At 71.3% G+C, this 18,953-nt stretch carries 16 protein-coding genes; 9 read left to right on the forward strand and 7 right to left on the reverse strand.

Annotated elements, in window-relative coordinates; translation table 11 throughout:
* Nucleotides 1–63: 63 nt before the first annotated feature.
* The 6 genes from ACZ6A9_RS24295 to ACZ6A9_RS24320 all read left to right on the forward strand — a co-directional run bounded on the left by ACZ6A9_RS24295 (nt 64) and on the right by ACZ6A9_RS24320 (nt 6,907).
* Entirely contained in the window at nt 64–600 is a 537-nt protein-coding gene (locus tag ACZ6A9_RS24295; RefSeq protein ID WP_468988892.1) for a GNAT family N-acetyltransferase, read from the forward strand.
* Between the two features lie 266 nt (nt 601–866).
* Entirely contained in the window at nt 867–998 is a 132-nt protein-coding gene (locus ACZ6A9_RS24300) for a hypothetical protein (protein ID WP_468988894.1), read from the forward strand.
* Between the two features lie 66 nt (nt 999–1,064).
* Complete coding sequence (locus tag ACZ6A9_RS24305; protein WP_468988896.1) at nt 1,065–2,108, forward strand: 3-isopropylmalate dehydrogenase; 1,044 nt, start codon at nt 1,065–1,067, stop codon at nt 2,106–2,108.
* A gap of 255 nt (nt 2,109–2,363) precedes the next feature.
* Nucleotides 2,364–3,452 (forward strand): branched-chain amino acid aminotransferase, encoded by a 1,089-nt coding sequence (locus ACZ6A9_RS24310; protein WP_468988899.1) that lies wholly within the window; start codon nt 2,364–2,366, stop codon nt 3,450–3,452.
* Nucleotides 3,453–3,867: 415 nt separating this feature from the next.
* On the forward strand, nt 3,868–5,472 hold the full coding sequence (gene cimA / locus ACZ6A9_RS24315) for a citramalate synthase (protein ID WP_468988901.1): 1,605 nt from the start codon (nt 3,868–3,870) through the stop codon (nt 5,470–5,472).
* 91 nt (nt 5,473–5,563) lie between these two features.
* On the forward strand, nt 5,564–6,907 hold the full coding sequence (locus ACZ6A9_RS24320; RefSeq protein WP_468988902.1) for a hypothetical protein: 1,344 nt from the start codon (nt 5,564–5,566) through the stop codon (nt 6,905–6,907).
* Between the two features lie 49 nt (nt 6,908–6,956).
* Here ACZ6A9_RS24320 and ACZ6A9_RS24325 read toward each other — a convergent pair whose 3' ends face one another.
* The 3 genes from ACZ6A9_RS24325 to hpnR form a co-directional block, all read right to left on the reverse strand.
* On the reverse strand, nt 6,957–7,190 hold the full coding sequence (locus ACZ6A9_RS24325; protein WP_468988904.1) for a hypothetical protein: 234 nt from the start codon (nt 7,188–7,190) through the stop codon (nt 6,957–6,959).
* Between the two features lie 272 nt (nt 7,191–7,462).
* A complete protein-coding gene (locus ACZ6A9_RS24330; RefSeq protein ID WP_468988907.1) occupies nt 7,463–8,071 on the reverse strand; it encodes a YceI family protein in 609 nt (202 codons plus the stop codon).
* A 222-nt stretch (nt 8,072–8,293) separates the two neighbouring features.
* Nucleotides 8,294–9,793: a hopanoid C-3 methylase HpnR gene (hpnR, locus tag ACZ6A9_RS24335; RefSeq protein WP_468988909.1), complete on the reverse strand. Its 1,500-nt coding sequence runs from the start codon at nt 9,791–9,793 to the stop codon at nt 8,294–8,296.
* A gap of 294 nt (nt 9,794–10,087) precedes the next feature.
* Between hpnR and ACZ6A9_RS24340 the strand changes: the two genes are divergently transcribed.
* The 3 genes from ACZ6A9_RS24340 (at nt 10,088) to ACZ6A9_RS24350 (ending at nt 13,440) form a co-directional block, all read left to right on the forward strand.
* Nucleotides 10,088–10,951 carry an SDR family NAD(P)-dependent oxidoreductase gene (locus ACZ6A9_RS24340; RefSeq protein ID WP_468988912.1) on the forward strand — a complete coding sequence of 288 codons (864 nt, stop codon included), beginning with the start codon at nt 10,088–10,090 and terminating at the stop codon, nt 10,949–10,951.
* Between the two features lie 702 nt (nt 10,952–11,653).
* A complete protein-coding gene (locus ACZ6A9_RS24345) occupies nt 11,654–13,237 on the forward strand; it encodes an acyl-CoA carboxylase subunit beta (protein ID WP_228967257.1) in 1,584 nt (527 codons plus the stop codon).
* Between the two features lie 14 nt (nt 13,238–13,251).
* Entirely contained in the window at nt 13,252–13,440 is a 189-nt protein-coding gene (locus ACZ6A9_RS24350; protein WP_468988915.1) for an acyl-CoA carboxylase subunit epsilon, read from the forward strand.
* Between the two features lie 240 nt (nt 13,441–13,680).
* Here ACZ6A9_RS24350 and ACZ6A9_RS24355 read toward each other — a convergent pair whose 3' ends face one another.
* The 4 genes from ACZ6A9_RS24355 to ACZ6A9_RS24370 all read right to left on the reverse strand — a co-directional run bounded on the left by ACZ6A9_RS24355 (nt 13,681) and on the right by ACZ6A9_RS24370 (nt 18,636).
* Nucleotides 13,681–14,262 (reverse strand): GTP-binding protein, encoded by a 582-nt coding sequence (locus ACZ6A9_RS24355; RefSeq protein WP_009314218.1) that lies wholly within the window; start codon nt 14,260–14,262, stop codon nt 13,681–13,683.
* Nucleotides 14,243–14,815, reverse strand: a complete 573-nt coding sequence (locus tag ACZ6A9_RS24360; RefSeq protein ID WP_468988918.1) for a DUF742 domain-containing protein — start codon at nt 14,813–14,815, stop codon at nt 14,243–14,245. Before ACZ6A9_RS24360 ends, ACZ6A9_RS24355 begins: the two co-directional genes overlap by 20 nt.
* A gap of 94 nt (nt 14,816–14,909) precedes the next feature.
* Complete coding sequence (locus ACZ6A9_RS24365; protein WP_033321188.1) at nt 14,910–15,323, reverse strand: roadblock/LC7 domain-containing protein; 414 nt, start codon at nt 15,321–15,323, stop codon at nt 14,910–14,912.
* A 10-nt stretch (nt 15,324–15,333) separates the two neighbouring features.
* Nucleotides 15,334–18,636, reverse strand: coding sequence for a nitrate- and nitrite sensing domain-containing protein (locus ACZ6A9_RS24370; protein WP_468988921.1), 3,303 nt, complete (start codon nt 18,634–18,636; stop codon nt 15,334–15,336).
* Nucleotides 18,637–18,953 lie beyond the last annotated feature (317 nt).

The following is an 18,953-nucleotide window of genomic DNA, read 5'->3' on the forward strand; positions in this document are numbered from 1 at the left end:
AGGTCACCCCCCGACCTGGCCCGTTCGTGTTCCCGCGGCTCCGGCCGCCGCGATACTGGCCGGATGACCACCGCCGCGGACGTCCGCACCGCCCACACCTGGGAACTCGCCCCCCTCGAACTGCTCGCCGTGCGCTCCCTGCTGTACGAGGCGTTCGACGGCGACTTCGGCGACGAGGACTGGGACCACACCCTGGGCGGCGTCCACGCCCTGGTCCGGGACGGGCGGGGGCTCGCCGCCCACGGCGCGGTCGTGATGCGGCGGGTGCGGTTCGGGAGGCGCTGGCTGCGCACCGGATACGTCGAGGGGGTCGCCGTCCGCCACGACGTACGGCGACAGGGGTTCGGTGGCGCGGTGATGGCCGCCCTGGAAGGCGTTGTCACCCGTGCCTACGACCTCGGCGCGCTGTCCGCGAGCGACGACGGCGCTGCGCTCTACGCGGCCCGCGGCTGGCGGGCCTGGGAGGGGCGGATCGGCGCGCTCGGTCCTGACGGGGTCGTCCGGCTGCCGGACGAGGAGGGGTCCACCTATGTGTGGCCGGTGCCCGCCGACCTCACCGGGGAACTGGTCTTCGACTGGCGCGACGGCGACGTCCTCTGAGCCCGTCCGGCGAAAAGCCCAGGTCAGGCCGGTGTGACGCAGTCCACCGTCTCAGATAGTAGGAAGCCCAAGTAATTGTGCAGACAGACGCCCTGTACGCCCCTACTTTTGTAGGAGCCGAACGTCTCGCTCGATCCAGCGAATGGCGGTCGTGAGCCGGACCCTCGTGCAGGTCACCCCCTGCGGTCCCGGACTCCCCGCCCCTTCCGGCGTCCCGCAGCCCTCCGCGCGCTCCCGCCCGCACGTCCCGAAGGAGTCGATCACCCATGGCCGAGACGACCCTGCGCCGCCGCGTCCGTCACACCTCCCGCGCGAGCGAGTCCGACCGCAAGAACGCCGCAGCCGCCCTCCAGCGCGCCCTCGACCGCAGGGACAACGGTGGCTCGACCGGCCACTGACCCGCCCGGGCGTCCGTATGCCGGACGCCCCATGTCATCCCGTGGGACGAGGAGTAGGGTGCCCGCATGTCTCGCAGCATCAATCTCGCAGTGATCCCCGGTGACGGCATCGGCCAGGAGGTCGTGGCCGAAGGCCTGAAGGTCCTCTCCGCCGTCCTTCCGCAGGATGTGAAGCTGGAGACCAAGGACTACGACTTCGGCGCCAAGCGCTACCACGCCACCGGTGAGACCCTCACCGACGCCGACCTCGACGAGCTGAAGCGGCACGACGCCATCCTGCTCGGCGCCATCGGCGACCCGTCGGTCCCCTCCGGCGTCCTCGAGCGCGGCTTCCTGCTCAAGCTCCGCTTCGCCTTCGACCACCACGTCAACCTGCGGCCGAGCAAACTCCTGCCCGGTGTGGCCACCCCGCTCGCCGGCCAGCCGGAGATCGACTTCGTCGTGGTCCGCGAGGGCACCGAGGGCCCCTACACCGGCAACGGCGGCACCATCCGCAAGGGCACCGAGCACGAGGTCGCCACCGAGGTCTCGGTCAACACGGCCTTCGGTGTCGAGCGCGTGGTCCGCGACGCCTTCGCCCGCGCCCATGCCCGTCCGCGCAAGAAGCTCACCCTGGTCCACAAGAACAACGTGCTGACCTTCGCCGGCCACCTGTGGACGAACGTCTTCAACAAGGTGGCCGGGGAGTACCCCGAGGTCACCACCGACTACATCCACGTCGACGCCGCGACGATCTACCTGGTCACCGACCCGGCCCGGTTCGACGTCATCGTCACCGACAACCTCTTCGGTGACATCATCACCGACCTCGCCGCGGCCGTCTCCGGCGGCATCGGCGTCGCCGCCAGCGGGAACATCAACCCCTCCGGCACGTTCCCGTCCATGTTCGAGCCCGTGCACGGCTCGGCCCCGGACATCGCCGGCCAGGGCAAGGCCGACCCCAGCGCCACGGTCCTGTCCGTCGCCCTCCTCTTGCGCCACCTCGGCCACGACGCCGAGGCCGCCCGCATCGAGGCCGCCGTCTCCGCCGACCTCGCGGAGCGCGGTGATCTGCCCGCCCGCACCACCTCGGAGATCGGCGACGCCCTCGCCGCGCGAGTAGCCGGCTGACCCGGCGCGCCTCCTCGACACCACTCGAAGCCGCCGGGTCGCATCCGCGCCCGGCGGCTTCCCCCTGTCCACCGCCGGGTGCCACCATCGACCACCGGGCCGCAAACACCTCGTTTCGTCCGCCGTCGCCCACGGGCGATAATCGAACGCGGAGCCGCGGAATGAGGGAATGCTCGGACGTCCCGGCATTGGCCACCGGCCAGTGCGGGGACGTGTGCGCGGCCCGTCACTACAACCGGTGAAGGACACCCACTCATGACGACGCCCACGATCGAGCTCAAGCCCTCGGCCCACCCGCTCTCCGACGCGGAGCGCGAGGCGATCCTGGCCGCCCCCGGTTTCGGCCGCCACTTCACCGACCACATGGTGACGATCAAGTGGACCGAGGGCCGCGGCTGGCACGACGGCCAGCTCGTCCCGTACGCCCCGATCTCCCTCGACCCGGCGACCACCGTCCTGCACTACGCGCAGGAGATCTTCGAGGGACTCAAGGCGTACCGCCGGCCCGACGGCTCCGTCGCCACGTTCCGCCCCGAGAAGAACGCCGAACGCTTCCAGCGCTCCGCCCGGCGCCTGGCCATGCCGGAGCTGCCGGTCGAGACCTTCATCGAGGCGTGCGACGCCCTGGTCGCCCAGGACAAGGCGTGGGTGCCGGAGCACGGCGGCGAGGAGTCCCTCTACCTGCGCCCGTTCATGATCGCGACCGAGGTCGGGCTGGGTGTGAAGCCCGCCAACGAGTACCTGTTCCTGGTCATCGCCTCCCCGGCCGGCGCCTACTTCCCGGGCGGCGTGAAGCCGGTCTCCATCTGGGTCTCCGAGGACCGCGTCCGCGCCGTCCCCGGCGGCATGGGCGACGCCAAGACCGGCGGCAACTACGCCGCCTCCCTGCTCGCCCAGGCCGAGGCGGCCGCCAAGGGCTGCGACCAGGTCTGCTACCTCGACGCCGTGGAGCACACGTGGGTCGAGGAACTGGGCGGCATGAACCTCTACTTCGTGTACGGCGACAGAATCGTCACCCCCACCCTCACCGGCTCCATCCTGGAGGGCGTCACCCGTGACTCCCTCCTCGCCGTCGCCCGCGACCTCGGCTACGAGGCCGTCGAGGAGCGGGTCTCCGTCGAGCAGTGGCAGCGCGACTCCGAGAACGGCAGCCTCACCGAGGTCTTCGCCTGCGGCACGGCCGCCGTCATCACCCCGGTGGGCACGGTCAAGCGGGTCGGCGCCCAGTGGCAGCAGAGCGGGGGTGAGCCGGGCGAGGTCACCGTCCGCCTGCGGCAGGCGCTGCTCGACATCCAGCGGGGCACGGCCGAGGACAAGCACGGCTGGATGCACAAGCTGGCGTAGGTGTCGGCCGGGCGCTGGCGGGTCGTGTCCCCGTGAGCGCCCGCCCACCGGGTGACCGGGTTCCCACCGGTACCCACCCCGCGGACGGCTGCGTCCGCCGTCCGCGCCCGGCCACCCACCGCCCGCATCCTGAGACGGATCGTGAGCACGGGGACGCTCTGTGCCACACTTCCCCCGTGCTCTCGTTCGCCACGATTATTGGCAGCAGGCGCGCCGGTCCGCAGTGACCGCCACGTACCACACCGTACGGGCGGACACCGTCGTCCTCGACCCGCGCGCAGACCTCTCGCACCCGCGAGGGGTTTTTCTGTTTCCTGGCCCCACCACAGCCGGGGGACGAGCGTGAGGGACCATGGGAGAACGGTGGAACCGGTCATTCCGGTAGACCGAGATCAATATCAGGAGCCTTCAGACCATGACCGCAACCAGTGAGCCCGACGACTCGTTCCACGTCTTCGACACCACCCTGCGTGACGGCGCCCAGCGTGAGGGCATCAACCTCACCGTCGCCGACAAGCTGGCCATCGCACGGCACCTGGACGAGTTCGGCGTGGGATTCATCGAGGGCGGCTGGCCCGGTGCGAACCCCCGGGACACCGAGTTCTTCGCCCGCGCCCGCAAGGAGATCGAGTTCCGGCACGCGACGCTGGTCGCCTTCGGTGCCACCCGCCGCGCCGGTACCACCGCGGACCAGGACCTCCAGGTCAAGGCGCTGCTCGACTCCGGCGCCGAGGTGATCACGCTGGTCGCCAAGTCCCACGACCGCCATGTCGAGCTCGCCCTGCGCACCACCCTCGACGAGAACCTGGCGATGGTCCGCGACACGGTCGCCCACCTCACGGCCCAGGGCCGCCGCGTCTTCGTCGACTGCGAGCACTTCTTCGACGGCTACCGCGCCAACCCCGAGTACGCCACGTCGGTCGTCCGCGCCGCCTCCGAGGCCGGAGCCGACGTCGTCGTCCTGTGCGACACCAACGGCGGCATGCTCCCCGCCCAGATCCAGGCCGTGGTCGCCACCGTGCTCGCCGACACCGGTGCCCGGCTCGGCATCCACGCCCAGGACGACACCGGCTGCGCGGTCGCCAACACCCTGGCGGCCGTCGACGCGGGTGCCACCCACGTCCAGTGCACCGCCAACGGCTACGGCGAGCGGGTCGGCAACGCCAACCTGTTCCCCGTGGTCGCGGCCCTGGAGCTGAAGTACGGCAAGAAGGTCCTCCCGGACGGCCGCCTGCGCGAGATGACCCGGATCTCGCACGCCATCGCCGAGGTCGTCAACCTCACCCCCTCCACCCACCAGCCGTACGTCGGGGTCTCCGCCTTCGCGCACAAGGCGGGCTTGCACGCCTCCGCGATCAAGGTCGATCCGGACCTGTACCAGCACATCGACCCCGAGCAGGTCGGCAACACCATGCGGATGCTGGTCTCCGACATGGCCGGCCGCGCCTCCATCGAGCTCAAGGGCAAGGAGCTCGGCATCGACCTCGGCGGCGACCGCGAACTGGTCGGCCGGGTCGTGGAGCGGGTCAAGGAGCGCGAGCTCAAGGGCTACACGTACGAGGCCGCCGACGCCTCCTTCGAACTGCTGCTCAGGGCGGAGGCCGAGGGCGGGCCGCTGAAGTACTTCGACGTCGAGTCCTGGCGCGCGATCGTCGAGGACCGCCCCGACGGCAGCCACGCCAACGAGGCCACCGTCAAGCTGTGGGCCAAGAGCGAGCGGATCGTCGCCACCGCGGAGGGCAACGGCCCGGTCAACGCGCTGGACCGCGCCCTGCGGGTCGCCCTGGAACGGATCTACCCCCAGCTGGCCGAGTTCGAGCTGGTCGACTACAAGGTCCGCATCCTCGAGGGCAAGCACGGCACCCAGTCCACGACCCGGGTCCTGATCTCCACCTCCGACGGAGCGGACGAGTGGTCGACGGTGGGGGTCGCGGACAACGTCATCGCCGCGTCCTGGCAGGCGCTGGAGGACGCGTACACGTACGGCTTGCTGCGAGCGGGCGTGGAACCGGCCGCGTAGCCACCGCCCGTCCGGCCCCGGCAGGGATACGCCCCCGGAATCCCTGCCGGTCCGCATGTCTGTTTTGAGCCGTTCGGGTTACTTTGTAGGTATGAAGGTCGCGCTGACGCGTACTCTCGTACGCCTGCTGATCGTGCCGGTGGCCGCCGCTCTGGCGGTCCTGATGGCCGGGGCGCCGGGCGCGCAGGCGGCCACGGACATCTCGGTGGTCGCCGAGAAGCTCCGTGAGAGTCCCGTCTACGTCGATCCCGAGGCCCGGGACATCCTCGCGCAGTCCGACGCCGAGGCGCTCGCCGACAAGATCGAGGACGCCGACAAACCGATCTTCATCGCGGTCCTCCCCGCGGACTACCCGACCCAGAACCTCTTCGGGAACCTGCGCACCGAGACCGGCGTGACCGGTCTGTACGGCGTCCGGCTCGGCGGCGAGTTCGACGCACGCGCCGACAGCAGCGTGCTGAGCCGGCAGGGCGTGCGCAACCTCGTCACGTCCGTGCAGGGCGCCGGGGACGCCAAGGCCCAGCTGAACGACTTCGTCGACAGCGCCCTGCGCAACACCGGCGGCGGCGCGCCGGGCTCCTGGACCGACGGGTCCGGTGAGGTCCCCGTCGGCGGGCTGATCACCGTCGGCGCGGTGCTGGCGGCCGGCGGCGCGGGCGTGTACGCGGTGACCCGCCGCAACCGGCGCCGGCACGAGGAGGAGCAGCGGGCCGCGCTGGAGAAGCTGCGGGTCGTGGTCGACGAGGACATCACCGCCTTCGGCGAGGAGCTCGACCGGCTCGACTTCCACCCGGGCGAGCCCGGCGCGGACGACGCCATGCGCGCGGACTACGCACACGCGCTGGACGCCTACGAGCAGTCCAAGTCGTACATGGCCGCGGCCCGGAAACCGGAGGACGTGCGGGCCGTCACCCAGGCGGTGGAGGACGGCCGCTACGCCCTGGCCCGGCTCGACGCCCGCCGCGACGGGCGTCCGCTGCCCGAGCGCCGCCCGCCCTGCTTCTTCGACCCGCGGCACGGCCCCTCCGTCGCCGACGCCACCTGGACGCCCCCGGGCGGCGCCGAGCGCCAGGTCCCGGTGTGCGCGGCCGACCGGGCCCGGCTCGCCGACGGCGCCGACCCCGCGGTCCGCGAGGTCGACACCGAGTACGGCCGCCGTCCGTACTGGGAGGCCGGCCCCGCGTACGGCCCCTGGGCCGGCGGCTACTTCGGCGGCGGCCTGCTGCCCGGCCTGCTCGTCGGCACCATGCTCGGCGGCATGATGGCCGGCCCCGGCTACGCGGCCGACTACGGCGCCGGTTACGGCGACTTCGGCGGCGGTGACGTCTCCGGCGCCGACTTCGACGGGGGCGACTTCGGCGGTGACTTCGGCGGGGGCGGCTTCGGCGGCGGGGACTTCGGGGGCGGCGGGGACTTCGGGGGCGGCGGCTTCTGAACGGCCGGTCCCGGACGGTTCCTCCGCGAGCCCGGACGCGAGGCGCGGGTCACCGGTCCTGCCGGGGCCATCCGCGCTCCCTCGCATAACGCTCACCGGCGGCGTGCCACCACGCCGGTGGCGGCGGGCCGCCGCCCGGGGCGGTGCCGGTCCTGGCGGGGTCCAGTCCCAGCCGCCGCAGTGCTCCGGCGTCCACCGTCACGGTGATCCACCCGTGCCACCGGCCGTCCCCGTCCCGGCCGCAGGCGTGGTCGAAGCCCAGCTCGGCCGGCGTGAACGGCATCCAGTCGACGCCCCGCTCACGCAGTCAAGCGCACAGCGCGGCCCAGGGGCCGGGGTGGCCCGGCAGGTTCTCGTACTCCACGACGGCGATCCGGTCGTGCTGCGGGTGTGTGGCGCCGGTGACGGTCATGCCCGTCATGATGCACCAAGGCCGCCCGCATAGGGGCGCCGTCGAAGGGCCGGGGCCGCTGGAACGCCGAGCGCCCGCCCTCCCCGTACGGGGCTGGGCGGGCGCGCTCAGGGGTGGCGCCCCGCGGGGCGCCGGGGCCGGCGTCAGGCCTTGCGGATCGCCGAGATGTCGAAGTTCAGCTTGATCTTGTCGGAGACCAGGACGCCACCCGTCTCCAGCGCCGCGTTCCAGGTCAGGCCCCACTCGGAGCGCAGGATCTCCGCCGTGCCCTCGAAGCCGACGCGCTGGTTGCCGAAGGGGTCGGTCGCGGCGCCGTTGAACTCCAGGTCGATGGTGAGCGGCTTGGTGGTGCCGAGGACGGTCAGGTCACCGGTGATGCGGTAGTCGTCGCCGCCGAGGGCCTCCGCCTTGGTGGTGCGGAAGGTCATCGTCGGGAACTCGTCGGTCTTGAAGAAGTCGGAGCTCTTCAGGTGGCCGTCACGGTCGGCGTTGCCCGTGTCGATGCTGTCCATCACGACGTCGATGGTGGCCGTGGACCTGGACGGGTCCGTGCCGTCGAGGTGCAGCGTGCCGGTGAAGTCCTGGAAGCCGCCCTTGACGTTGGTGACCATCGCGTGGCGGGCGACGAAACCGATCGTGGTGTGCGCCGGGTCGATCTCGTACTCACCGGTCACCGCGGCCAGGTCCGGGTTCACCTCGGCGGGGGTGGTGGCGGCGGCGGTCTCGTCGTGCTTGCGGCTGAAGATGCCCATGGTGTTCCTCCTGGGAGATCACGTTGAATGTTCAACTAACTGAACACGACCCACCGTAGACTCATTCCCTTCAAAGTTCAACATCTTTCGGGAACGTGGCGCGAATGAACCCCTGAACAGCGCGGACCTGGCCGTGAAGGGCCCGGCAACCCGGGCAGAGGCGGCGCCGTTCGCGCTCGACGGCCGGGTTCCCGACCGCACCACCGGCACACGCCTGCCCGGCTACCGCCGCGGTGAGCGGGCCGGCGCGCCCCGTCCGCCGTCCCGCGTGTGCACGTACAGCATGCGCCGGTCGCCGACGTCGAGACGCTGCGGGAGCGGCAGCTCGTGACGCACCGGACGGGCGTGGTCGGCGAGCTGCCTGCGCGGGTTGTACACCTGGTTGAACTTCCACAGCATCCGGGCGAAGTTCGTCTGCCCGTGCGCCAGATTCCGGGCGAGCACCCGCGCCGCGCCGAACGCCGTGCGCACCCCCAGGTGCTTGCGGTTGATGACCGCCTGGGTGCGCACCAGCTCCTCGTAGAACCGGGCCAGCGGCAGCGTGGTGGGCACCACCGCGTGCTGGATGTCGAAGAGGCGGTAGTCCCGGGTGGTGAGCCGGCGCGACTCGGTGTGCCAGATCTCCGTCCCCGGGTACGGCGTCATCACCGTGAAGTGCACGATCTCCGGAACGGCCAGCGCGAACTCACGCACCACCCGGAAGCGCTCCTCGTCCCACGCCGGGTCCACGATCAGATTGATCGCGACCTGGATACCCAGCCGGCGGGCGGTCTCCAGCGCCTTCAGGTTCTCGTCGGGGCTGACCCGCTTGCGGTACAGGTCGAGCCCCTCGGCGTCGATCGCCTCCATGCCGAGGAACATGTAGCGCAGCCCCAGCCGCGCCCACCGCTCGAACACCTCGGGGTGGCGCAGCAGGACGTCGGAGCGGGTCTCCAGGTAGTACCGCTTGCGGATGCGGCGCCGCTCCACCTCGGCCGCGATGGCGTTCCCGTGCTCGGGCCGGATGAAGGCCACGTCGTCCACGATGAACACGTTCGGCTCGCGGATCCTCGCCAGGTCCTCCGCCGCCGCCTCCGGAGAGGCCTTGCGGTAGCTGCGGCCGTAGAACGTCCACGCCGAGCAGAACGAGCAGTCCCAGGGACAGCCGCGGGTGAACTCGATCGAGGCGCACGGATCGAGTTCCCCGATGAAGTAGCGACGCCGGTTGCGCATCAGGTCCCGCGCCGGGAGCGGCCCGTCGATGCTGTGCAGCATCAGCGGCGCCGGACCGCGTCCGGACGTCGTGACCACACCCGGCACGCCCTCCACCCCGCCGTCGCGCACCGCCTCCAGCAGGGGTGCCATGGCCGGCTCGCCCTCTCCGCGGACGACCGCGTCGACGGCGCCCGCCGCCTGGTCGAGGACCTCCTCGGCGACGAAGGAGACGCTGTGCCCGCCGAGGAAGACGAAGCAGTCCGGCAGCTCCTGCTTCACCCGCTTGGCCAGCGCGATCGCCTCGGGGATGTTCGCCAGGTAGTTCAGGGAGATGCCGAGCGCCTCCGGCCGGAAGGACCGCACCTCCTCGCGCAGCCGCCGCACGCCGAGCACCTGGAGGTCGACGACCCGGACCTCGTGACCCGCGTCCCGGGCGGCGCCCGCCACCCGCTCCAGACCCAGGGGTTCCAGCCTGAGGAAGATCTCGGAGTACATCAGGGCGCTGGGATGGACGAGCAGCAGACGCATGGGTGACCTCGTCACGGGGGGGCCGGAGGGACCGGAAACGGAAGGTGTTCCCTTCGTAACCCGGCGGACCGTACACCGGGCCCCGCGTACGCCCGGATGGCCGCACCCCGCGCCCGCAGGAGTGATCCCGCGGCGCGGTGTCCACGGGCCGGGAGGGCCGGGCACCACGCCCCCGGCCGCGGTACGGCCCGCACCCGCCGGGCGTCCCGCGGCGGGCTCCAGCGCTGGCGCGCCGCGCCGTACCGGGGGTGTCCTGGATGAGGACCGCAGCGACTGCTCCTGGGAGACCGACTCGTGACCACCACCGGATCCGGTTCCACCTACGACCCCCCGGCGGACCCGGATCGCGGTGCCGCCCCGGCCGCGGCCTCCGCCCGCGCGGCGGCACGCGGCCACGGGCCGCCCCCGCGCACCGACCGGCGCGTCGTCCTCGTCACCGGCGCCTCCTCCGGCATCGGCGCGGCCACCGCGCGGCGCTTCGCCGCCGGCGGCTGGCAGCTGCTGCTCAGCGGACGCGACCGGCGCCGGCTGGAGGAGACGGCGTCCGGCACCTCCGCCGTCCTCCTGCCCGCCGACCTCGCCGCCCCGGAGGGGGCGAGGCTGCTCGCGGAGGCGGCGCTGCGGGCGACCGGACGCATCGACGTGCTGGTCGCCGGGGCGGGCATCGGCTGGGCCGGCCCGTTCCTGACCATGCCGCACACCGACATCGACCGGGTGCTCTTCCTCGACCTCAACGCCACGCTGCACCTCGTGCGGGAGGTGCTGCCCGCGATGGTGGCGGCCGGCCGGGGCCGGGTGGTGCTCGTCGGCTCCGTGGCCGGCGTTGTCGGCGTACGGGAGGAAGCGGTGTACTCCGCCGCCAAGGCGGGACTGGCCGCGTTCGCCGAGGCGCTGCGGCAGGAACTGCGCGGCACGGGCGTCGGGGTGACCCTCGTCGTGCCCGGTCCGGTCGAGACGGGCTTCTTCGCCCGCCGCGGCAGGCCGTACCACCGCGCCCGCCCCCGCCCCACCTCACCCGGCAGGGTCGCGGCCGCCGTGTGGGACGCCGTCTCCCGCGCCCGCGACGACACCTACGTGCCCCCCTGGCTCACCCTCCCGGGACGCGTCCGCGCCCTCACCCCGCACCTCTACCGCAGACTCCTCAACCGCTTCGGCTGACCCGTGGCCCCGGGCAGGGTCCTCGCGTTCCCACCCCGGCGCGGGGAGGGGCTCCTGGTGGGCGCGCGGTCTCGGCGACCAGCACGCCGACCGGTCCTGTCCCACCGTCGCCTCCTACCCCCTGCCCGGCATACCGTCTCCACCCGCCGCCGGCCCGACCGGGCCGGCGGCGGGCGGGCGCGCCGGAACAGAGCGGGGCGCGCCGGAACGCGACGGGCCGGGTCGGCGCCACCGCCGACGGCGAGTACGCGGTGGTCGGCCGGCACCTCAAGGGCCTCTGGCCCACCCTCGACACCCGCCTTGTGATTCTGCCTCGCGGCCGCGGTGCGCCGCCGCGGCGCCGGCATCACCTACGCCCGCTACGCTCTGCGTGAGCGGGCCGACCCGAACGGGCGAACCGGGGGAGACCGTCCGGGACCACCCGGTGCGGACGGTGCCGAAGACCCCGGACTCCATGGCAGTACTGGCCCGACCGCCCCCGGCCGCGCTTGCGCGTCACCCGGGGGGAGGCATGCGCCACCCGGGAATGTGAGGTGGCTCTCAGAGGACGTCTTTGTGTGACCCCTACAAGCATGAGGCCCTCTGAGCAGTCGGAACGCCTGCGTGTCGCCATGGTTCTGTTCAGTGGTACCAGGAAAACGCGCCGGAGACTGTGAGGAGTCGACGGCTCGCATTCGCCGGTGTGCTTCGTAAGGTCACTACATGACCGTTTTGGATGAGGCGCCGGGTGAGCCGACCGACGCGCGCGGACGCGTGGCCGAACTGCACGAGATCCGTGCCCAGGCACTGGCCGGCCCGAGCGAGAAGGCGACCCGGGCGCAGCACGCCAAGGGCAAGCTGACCGCGCGGGAGCGCATCGAACTGCTGCTGGACCCCGGGTCCTTCCGCGAGGTCGAGCAGCTGCGCCGGCACCGGGCCACGGGTTTCGGTCTGGAGGAGAAGAAGCCGTACTCGGACGGTGTGATCACCGGCTGGGGCACGGTCGAGGGCCGTACGGTCTTCGTCTACGCGCACGACTTCCGGATCTTCGGCGGTGCGCTGGGCGAGGCCCACGCCACCAAGATCCACAAAATCATGGACATGGCCATCGCGGCGGGCGCGCCCCTGGTCTCGCTGAACGACGGCGCCGGCGCCCGCATCCAGGAGGGCGTCTCCGCGCTCGCCGGGTACGGCGGCATCTTCCAGCGCAACACCAGGGCCTCCGGTGTCATCCCGCAGATCAGCGTGATGCTCGGCCCGTGCGCGGGCGGCGCGGCCTACAGCCCCGCCCTCACCGACTTCGTGTTCATGGTCCGTGACACCTCGCAGATGTTCATCACCGGCCCGGACGTGGTCAAGGCGGTCACCGGAGAGGAGATCACCCAGAACGGCCTCGGTGGCGCGGACGTTCACGCCGAGACCTCCGGCGTCTGCCACTTCGCCTACGACGACGAGGAGACGTGCATCCACGAGGTGCGCTACCTGTTGTCGCTGCTCCCGCAGAACAACCGGGAGAACCCGCCGCGGGCGGAGAGCTCCGACGCGGCCGACCGCCGCAGCGAGGTCCTGCTGGACCTGGTGCCGGCCGACGGCAACCGGCCGTACGACATGGCCAAGGTCATCGAGGAGATCGTCGACGACGGCGAGTACCTGGAGGTCCACGAGCGCTGGGCGCGGAACATCATCTGCGCGATGGCCCGGATGGACGGCCAGGTCGTCGGCATCGTCGCCAACCAGCCGCAGTCGCTGGCGGGTGTGCTGGACATCGAGGCGTCCGAGAAGGCCGCCCGCTTCGTCCAGATGTGCGACGCCTTCAACATCCCGATCCTCACCTTCCTGGACGTCCCCGGCTTCCTCCCGGGCGTCGACCAGGAGCACGGCGGCATCATCCGGCACGGCGCGAAGCTGCTCTACGCCTACTGCAACGCCACCGTGCCGCGGATCTCCCTCATCCTGCGCAAGGCGTACGGCGGCGCGTACATCGTCATGGACTCCCAGTCCATCGGCGCCGACCTCACCTACGCCTGGCCGACGAACGAGATCGCGGTGATGGGCGCGGAGGGCGCGGCCAACGTCATCTTCCGCCGGCAGATCGCCGAGGCCGAGGACCCGGACGCGATGCGGGCCCGCATGGTCAAGGAGTACAAGTCCGAGCTCATGCACCCCTACTACGCGGCCGAACGGGGTCTGGTCGACGACGTCATCGACCCCGCCGAGACGCGTGAGGTGCTGATCCGTTCGCTGGCGATGCTGCAGTCCAAGCACGCCGACCTGCCGTCCCGCAAGCACGGCAACCCGCCCCAGTAAGGAGACGCACGCCCATGAGCACACCTGACATCCGTGTCGAGAAGGGCCACGCGGAGCCGGAGGAGGTCGCCGCGCTCACGGCGATCCTGCTGGCGCGGGCCGCCACGCCGACGGCCGCTCCGGCGCACCGGGGCCGCGCCCGGGCCGGCTGGCGCCGCCTGGAACGCGAGAACGGCTTCCGAGCCCCCCACAGCTGGCGCTGACCTTTTCCCACGAGCACGACGAGGCCCCTCCACCGAACAGGAGGGGCCTCGTGCCGTACCAGGGAACACGCAGAACAGCTGACCGACCCCGTCAGGGGTGCGGGGAACCGCGCGACCGGCCGCCGCGTGCCCGCGCCCGGCATGCGACGGCCCCCGGCAGCCGGATGGCCGCGGGGGCGTTGCGTGTCTCGGGGTACCCCATCGCCCTGCGGCACGACGGCCCGCGGGCGGCGGTGGCCGTCAGCGGAGGCGGGCCATCAGCGCATGCTCCACGAGAGTGATCAGCGCCGACTTCGCGTCGGCACGATGCCGCGCGTCCGTCGTGATGATCGGCGTGTCCGGCCCGATCTGCAGTGCCTCCCGGACCTCGTCCGGGTTGTACGGCTGCTGCCCGTCGAAGCCGTTGAGGGCGATCACGAACGGCAGCCCGGAGTTCTCGAAGTAGTCGACCGCGGGGAAGCAGTCGGCGAGACGACGCGTGTCCACCAGCACGATCGCGCCGATGGCGCCGCGCACCAGGTCGTCCCACATGAACCAGAAGCGGTCCTGACCGGGCGTACCGAACAGGTACAGGATCAGGTCCTGGTCCAGGGTGATACGGCCGAAGTCCATGGCGACCGTCGTCGTCGTCTTGTCCCCGGTGTGGGTGAGGTCGTCGATGCCTGCCGAAGCAGACGTCATGACGGCCTCCGTGCGCAGCGGGTTGATCTCCGAAACGGCCCCGACGAACGTGGTCTTGCCCACGCCGAAGCCACCCGCCACCACGATCTTCGCCGAGGTGGTGGAGCGGGAAGGACCGCCGCTAGAGCTTGCGAAGTCCACTGAGCACCCTTTCGAGCAGTGTCACGTCTGGCTGGCCGCCGGCGCTCTCGTCGCCGCCGGGCTGATGGATGGCGACCAGTCCCGCCTCCGCCAAGTCGGCGACGAGGATCCTGGCCACGCCGAGGGGAATCGTCAGCAGGGCCGAGATCTCGGCCACCGACTTGATCTCCTGGCAGAGGTTGCAGATCCGCTGATGCTCGGGCAGTTGGCCCTGCATCTGGTGCGGCTGCGCGGTGGTGTGCACCAGCGCCTCGATGGCGAGCTGGTACCGCGGCCTGGTGCGTCCGCCCGTCATCGCGTACGGGCGCACCAGGGGATTGTTCGTCGACCCGGCGGGCGACGGCTCCTGGGTGCGACGCTGCGGCTGCACGGGCTGGATGCGTGGCGCCTGCGGCTGGTCGTACGGCGAAGGGCCGGGGCCCTGCGGCGCGTACGGCTGCCGGTGGTTCGGGGCGGAAGGGTAGCCGTACCCGCTCTGGGCACCGTCGTTCTGGCCCTGTGCGGGACCGTACGACCAGTTGCCCGACGACGAACCGCCTGGGGGTGTTGCCACTTTCTCCTCCTCCGACTGTGCCTGGCATCCATCACTGTGGAGCCGCGTCCCGAAACCTTACGGCCCCGGGACGCCAAACCGCACCGTTCGTCCGTTAGTTGAGCAGGCTCCCTTGGAGTTCCGCACGAAGGTCCGGTGTGAGGACCGTACCGGCACGGTCGACCAGAAGGGCCATCTCGTACCCAACGAGGCCGATGTCCGCCTCCGGATGTGCGAGAACCGCGAGCGAGGAACCGTCGGAGATGGACATGATGAACAGGAATCCCCGCTCCATCTCCACAACCGTCTGGTTCACGCTGCCGCCCTCGAAGATCCGGGAGGCGCCTGCCGTCAGAGACGTCAGACCGGAGGCGACGGCCGCGAGCTGGTCGGCGCGGTCGCGGGGAAAGCCTTCGGACATCGCCAGAAGGAGTCCGTCGGCGGAGACCACCACCGTGTGGGACACCCCCGGGGTGTTGTCCACGAAGTTGGTGATCAACCAGTTCAGGTTCTGTGCCGCCTGGCTCATCGGGCTCACACTAACGCTCCTGGTTGTAGGTGCTGTCAGGACCGAGGCCCTGGCCGTTCGTTTCACTGCCCGCGCTGCGGCCCCGTTGGACACCGCGACGCAGGTTGCTCAGCCTGCCCCGGACGTCTTCCGGGGCGCGGGAGACCTGGGGGCCTCCCTGAGGGGTGGTTTCGGCGGCTCCTTCGACCAGGTTGGCCTTGGGAACCCGCCGCGGCAGACCGGAGGATGTCACTCCGCCCGCCTTCGGCTTCCGGAGAGCCGACGCCTGCTGCCAGCGCTCGTCGTTCGCCGAACGCCAGTCGTTGTCGCCGTTGCCCTCCGCGGCGGAGGCCGGCGGCTCCTGGTTCACGCGCTGGGCGCCGCCCGTGCCGTTCGCACCGCTCGCGGTGGATCCGCGGCGGGGAAGCCCGGCGTCGGTCAGGTTCTGGTTCCCGGAGGCAGCCGGTCCCGGACGGTCGAAGCCTACGCTGTCCTGCTCCGTTGCGTCAGCGGCCTGCGCGGGTTCCGCGTCCGGGGTCTGAGCAGGGTACTGGGCCGGGTGACCGTTGTGGTAGCCGTCCGCCTGCGGCCAGTCGTCCTCCTGGCGCCGGTCCGTGAAGGAGGGGAAGCCGTCGGAGGCGGGAGCACCCGCGGCCGTGTGGTCGCCCCGGGCCGGCTCCGCGTAGGAGGCGTCCTGGTAACCGCCGTTGGACGGGAAGCCGTCGTTCTGCGGCAGGTGGCCGTTCTGCGGGTAGTAGCCCTCGCCGTACGACTGCTGCTGCTGATCGCCGTACGCCGTCTGCTGCCCGTTGTCGTACTGGCCGTAGCCGGCGCCGCGCTGCGGTTCCTGGAAACCGTCGAAGCCCTGGTTCTGGGCGTAGCCGCCCTGGCCGTCACCGTCGTAGCCCTGGGTGTCGTCATAGCCCTGCGGGCCGGCGAACTCGTCCCGGTAGCCGGCCCCCTCGGGGGCCTCCTGGGCGTTCGACGCGGTCAGCTCGGGCTGCGACTGGGACTCCAGGGCCGCCCGGCGCTCCTCGCGCATCAGCGAGCGGCCGACGGGGTCCAGGTCCCGGATGTCGTCGGGGACCTCCGCGTAACGGCTGTCGTCGAAGCCCAGCTCCGCGGCGGTGCGCATCGGCTGCTGCTGTTGCTGGTTGAAGTTCTCACCCTGGAAGTGCTGCTCAGGGATGATCTGCGAGACCGTGAACTCGTCGTGGGCCGGCTGCTGCTCGCCACCGCCACCGTGGGTGATGGCGTCCGGCAGCATGACCAGCGAGGTGGTGCCGGCCTGCTCGCCCGAGGGGCGCAGCTGGACCCGGATGCCGTGCCGGTCGGACAGCCGGCCGACCACGAACAGGCCCATGCGCTGCGAGATCGCGGCGTCCACGGTCGGCGGGTTGGCCAGCTTGTGGTTGATGTCCGCGAAGTCCTCGGCGGTGAGACCGATGCCCTTGTCGTGGATCTCGATCATCACGCGGCCGTCGGGGAGACGGGTCGCGGTGACGCGGACCTTGGTCTGGGGGGAGGAGAACGTCGTGGCGTTCTCCAGCAGCTCGGCGAGCAGGTGCACGAGGTCGGTCACCGCACGGCCGTGGATCTCGGCCTCGGGAACACCGGACAGCTCGATGCGCTCGTACTGCTCCACCTCGGAGGAGGCGGCGCGCAGCACGTCGACCAGCGGGACCGGCTGGTCCCAGCGGCGGCCGGGCTCCTCGCCGGCGAGGACCAGCAGGTTCTCGCCGTTGCGGCGCATACGGGTGGCCAGGTGGTCCAGGCGGAAGAGGTTCTCCAGCTGGTCCGGGTCGGCCTCGTTGTTCTCCAGGTCGGTGATCAGGGTCAGCTGGCCCTCGATCAGCGACTGGTTGCGCCGCGACAGGTTGGTGAAGATCGCGTTGATGTTGCCCCGCAGCAGCGCCTGCTCGGAGGCGAGCCGGACGGCCTCGCGGTGGACCTGGTCGAAGGCGCGGGCGACCTCGCCGATCTCGTCGGTGGAGGAGATCGGGATCGGCGCGACCTTGGTGTCGACCCGGCCCGGGTCGGTCCGGGAGAGCTGGTCGACCAGCATCGGCAGACGCTGCTCGGCGATGCCGAAGGCGGCGTTGCGCAGCTGGCGCATGGAGCGGCTCATCTGGCGGGCCACCATGCCGGCCAGGATGAACGCGGCGAGCAGGGCGACCACGACGGCCGCACCGGTGATGAAGGCGTCGCGCTGGGCGTCGTCGGCGATCTGGGAGGCCTCGTTCACCGCGGCGTCGGCGAGGTCCGACTCGATCTCGCGGTAGCCGTCGAACTTGAGGGTGTTCACCGCCCACCAGTTGGCGGGGGTGATGCCCTTCTCGGCGAGCTCGGCGCGGGCGGAGGGGTCCGTGGAGGACAGACGGCCGAGCTCGGAGATCATCGTCTCCGGCTTGGCGGGCGGCGGGACGTAGTCGGGGTCCTGCTGCGCGGACTCCCTGGCCATGGCGGCACCCTCGGCCTGGATCCGCTGCGAGGTCTGCTCCAGCTTGGCCGCGTCGGCCTCCGTGCCACCGCCCTTGTACTCCTCGATGGCGATGCCCTCGAGGTAGGCGTACGACGACAGGGCGACGCGCTGGCTGGCGAGCTGGCTCTCGGTCGGGCCCGGCTTCACCAGCAGGTGCATGCCGATGGCGCGCTCCAGCGACAGGGCGGCCTTGGTCAGGGAGATCGCGTAGACCGTACGTCCGTAGCTGGTGATGTTGCCGGTGCCGAGGCCGAGTTCGTTGGCGAACTCCATCAGCGGGTGGGCGACCTCGACGTAGCCCTCTTCCGTCTGCACGCCCTTGAGCTTGGAGGTGTACGCGGCGGCACGCAGGTCGGTCAGCTTCGGCTCGCCCTCCTTGAACAGCCGCAGGCGGCGCTCCAGTCCGGGCTTGGACGGCATGCTCTCGGCGGCCTCGTCGAAGGCGTCGGCGGCCTTGTCGGTGGCGGCGCGCGCCTTGACGACGTCCGGGTCGTCCTGGCCCTTGCCCTGGAGCAGCGGTACCGCGGTGACGTCGCGTTCGTTGTAGAGGGCGTTGGCGTAGACGAGGGAGGCCTGCACCAGCCGGGCGGTGTTCTCGGCGTCCTCGGCCTCGTTCCAGGTGTCTATCGAGCTCTTCACCTGGACGCCGCCCATGACCAGGCCGACCAGCACGGGTATGAGGAGGATCGCGTTCAGTCTCGTGGCCACCCGCCAGTTGCGCGGGGTCAGGCGGCCTCCGCTCGGGGTGGGCGCGGCCGTGGGTTCGGGACCTGGCGCGGGCGCCGCTGTGCGCGACGGCGGCGTGAAGTTGCCCCGGGCCGTCGGCTCGGGACTGTTCTTGCTTCGCCTCACTCGACCAACAACCTTCCGGCGGTCGGCACCTTCGTCGTGCCGCAATGTCTCAGAGCCCGGTATGTCATCGACTACTGGGGAGTACGTCTTTGACTAATGGGCAGTTCAGGCATTCCAGCATGACGACCAGCGCTCTTCCAAACATGGGAGGGCGGAGAAAGCCAGTGATGTAAGTCCCAGATAAAACGGTCATACGGAGCGACCTCCGGCAAAAGACGAGCCGCTCGTGCGCACAGCGATACCGCGCGAACGCGTCGCGTGTCGACCTCCCCCGATTCCTCTGCCGAAACGTTATGAACACCGAGGCCGGCCGTGTC

The sequence above is a fragment of the Streptomyces sp. NPDC041124 genome (assembly GCF_055592385.1).

Excerpts from the sequence above, each read along its gene's own strand:
- ACZ6A9_RS24295 (WP_468988892.1), top strand. The coding sequence starts at position 64 with ATGACCACCGCCGCGGACGTCCGCACCGCCCACACCTGGGAACTCGCC.
- ACZ6A9_RS24300 (WP_468988894.1), top strand. The coding sequence starts at position 867 with ATGGCCGAGACGACCCTGCGCCGCCGCGTCCGTCACACCTCCCGCGCG.
- ACZ6A9_RS24305 (WP_468988896.1), top strand. The coding sequence starts at position 1,065 with ATGTCTCGCAGCATCAATCTCGCAGTGATCCCCGGTGACGGCATCGGC.
- ACZ6A9_RS24310 (WP_468988899.1), top strand. The coding sequence starts at position 2,364 with ATGACGACGCCCACGATCGAGCTCAAGCCCTCGGCCCACCCGCTCTCC.
- cimA (WP_468988901.1), top strand. The coding sequence starts at position 3,868 with ATGACCGCAACCAGTGAGCCCGACGACTCGTTCCACGTCTTCGACACC.
- ACZ6A9_RS24320 (WP_468988902.1), top strand. The coding sequence starts at position 5,564 with ATGAAGGTCGCGCTGACGCGTACTCTCGTACGCCTGCTGATCGTGCCG.
- ACZ6A9_RS24325 (WP_468988904.1), bottom strand. The coding sequence starts at position 7,190 with ATGCCGTTCACGCCGGCCGAGCTGGGCTTCGACCACGCCTGCGGCCGG.
- ACZ6A9_RS24330 (WP_468988907.1), bottom strand. The coding sequence starts at position 8,071 with ATGGGCATCTTCAGCCGCAAGCACGACGAGACCGCCGCCGCCACCACC.
- hpnR (WP_468988909.1), bottom strand. The coding sequence starts at position 9,793 with ATGCGTCTGCTGCTCGTCCATCCCAGCGCCCTGATGTACTCCGAGATC.
- ACZ6A9_RS24345 (WP_228967257.1), top strand. The coding sequence starts at position 11,654 with ATGACCGTTTTGGATGAGGCGCCGGGTGAGCCGACCGACGCGCGCGGA.
- ACZ6A9_RS24350 (WP_468988915.1), top strand. The coding sequence starts at position 13,252 with ATGAGCACACCTGACATCCGTGTCGAGAAGGGCCACGCGGAGCCGGAG.
- ACZ6A9_RS24365 (WP_033321188.1), bottom strand. The coding sequence starts at position 15,323 with ATGAGCCAGGCGGCACAGAACCTGAACTGGTTGATCACCAACTTCGTG.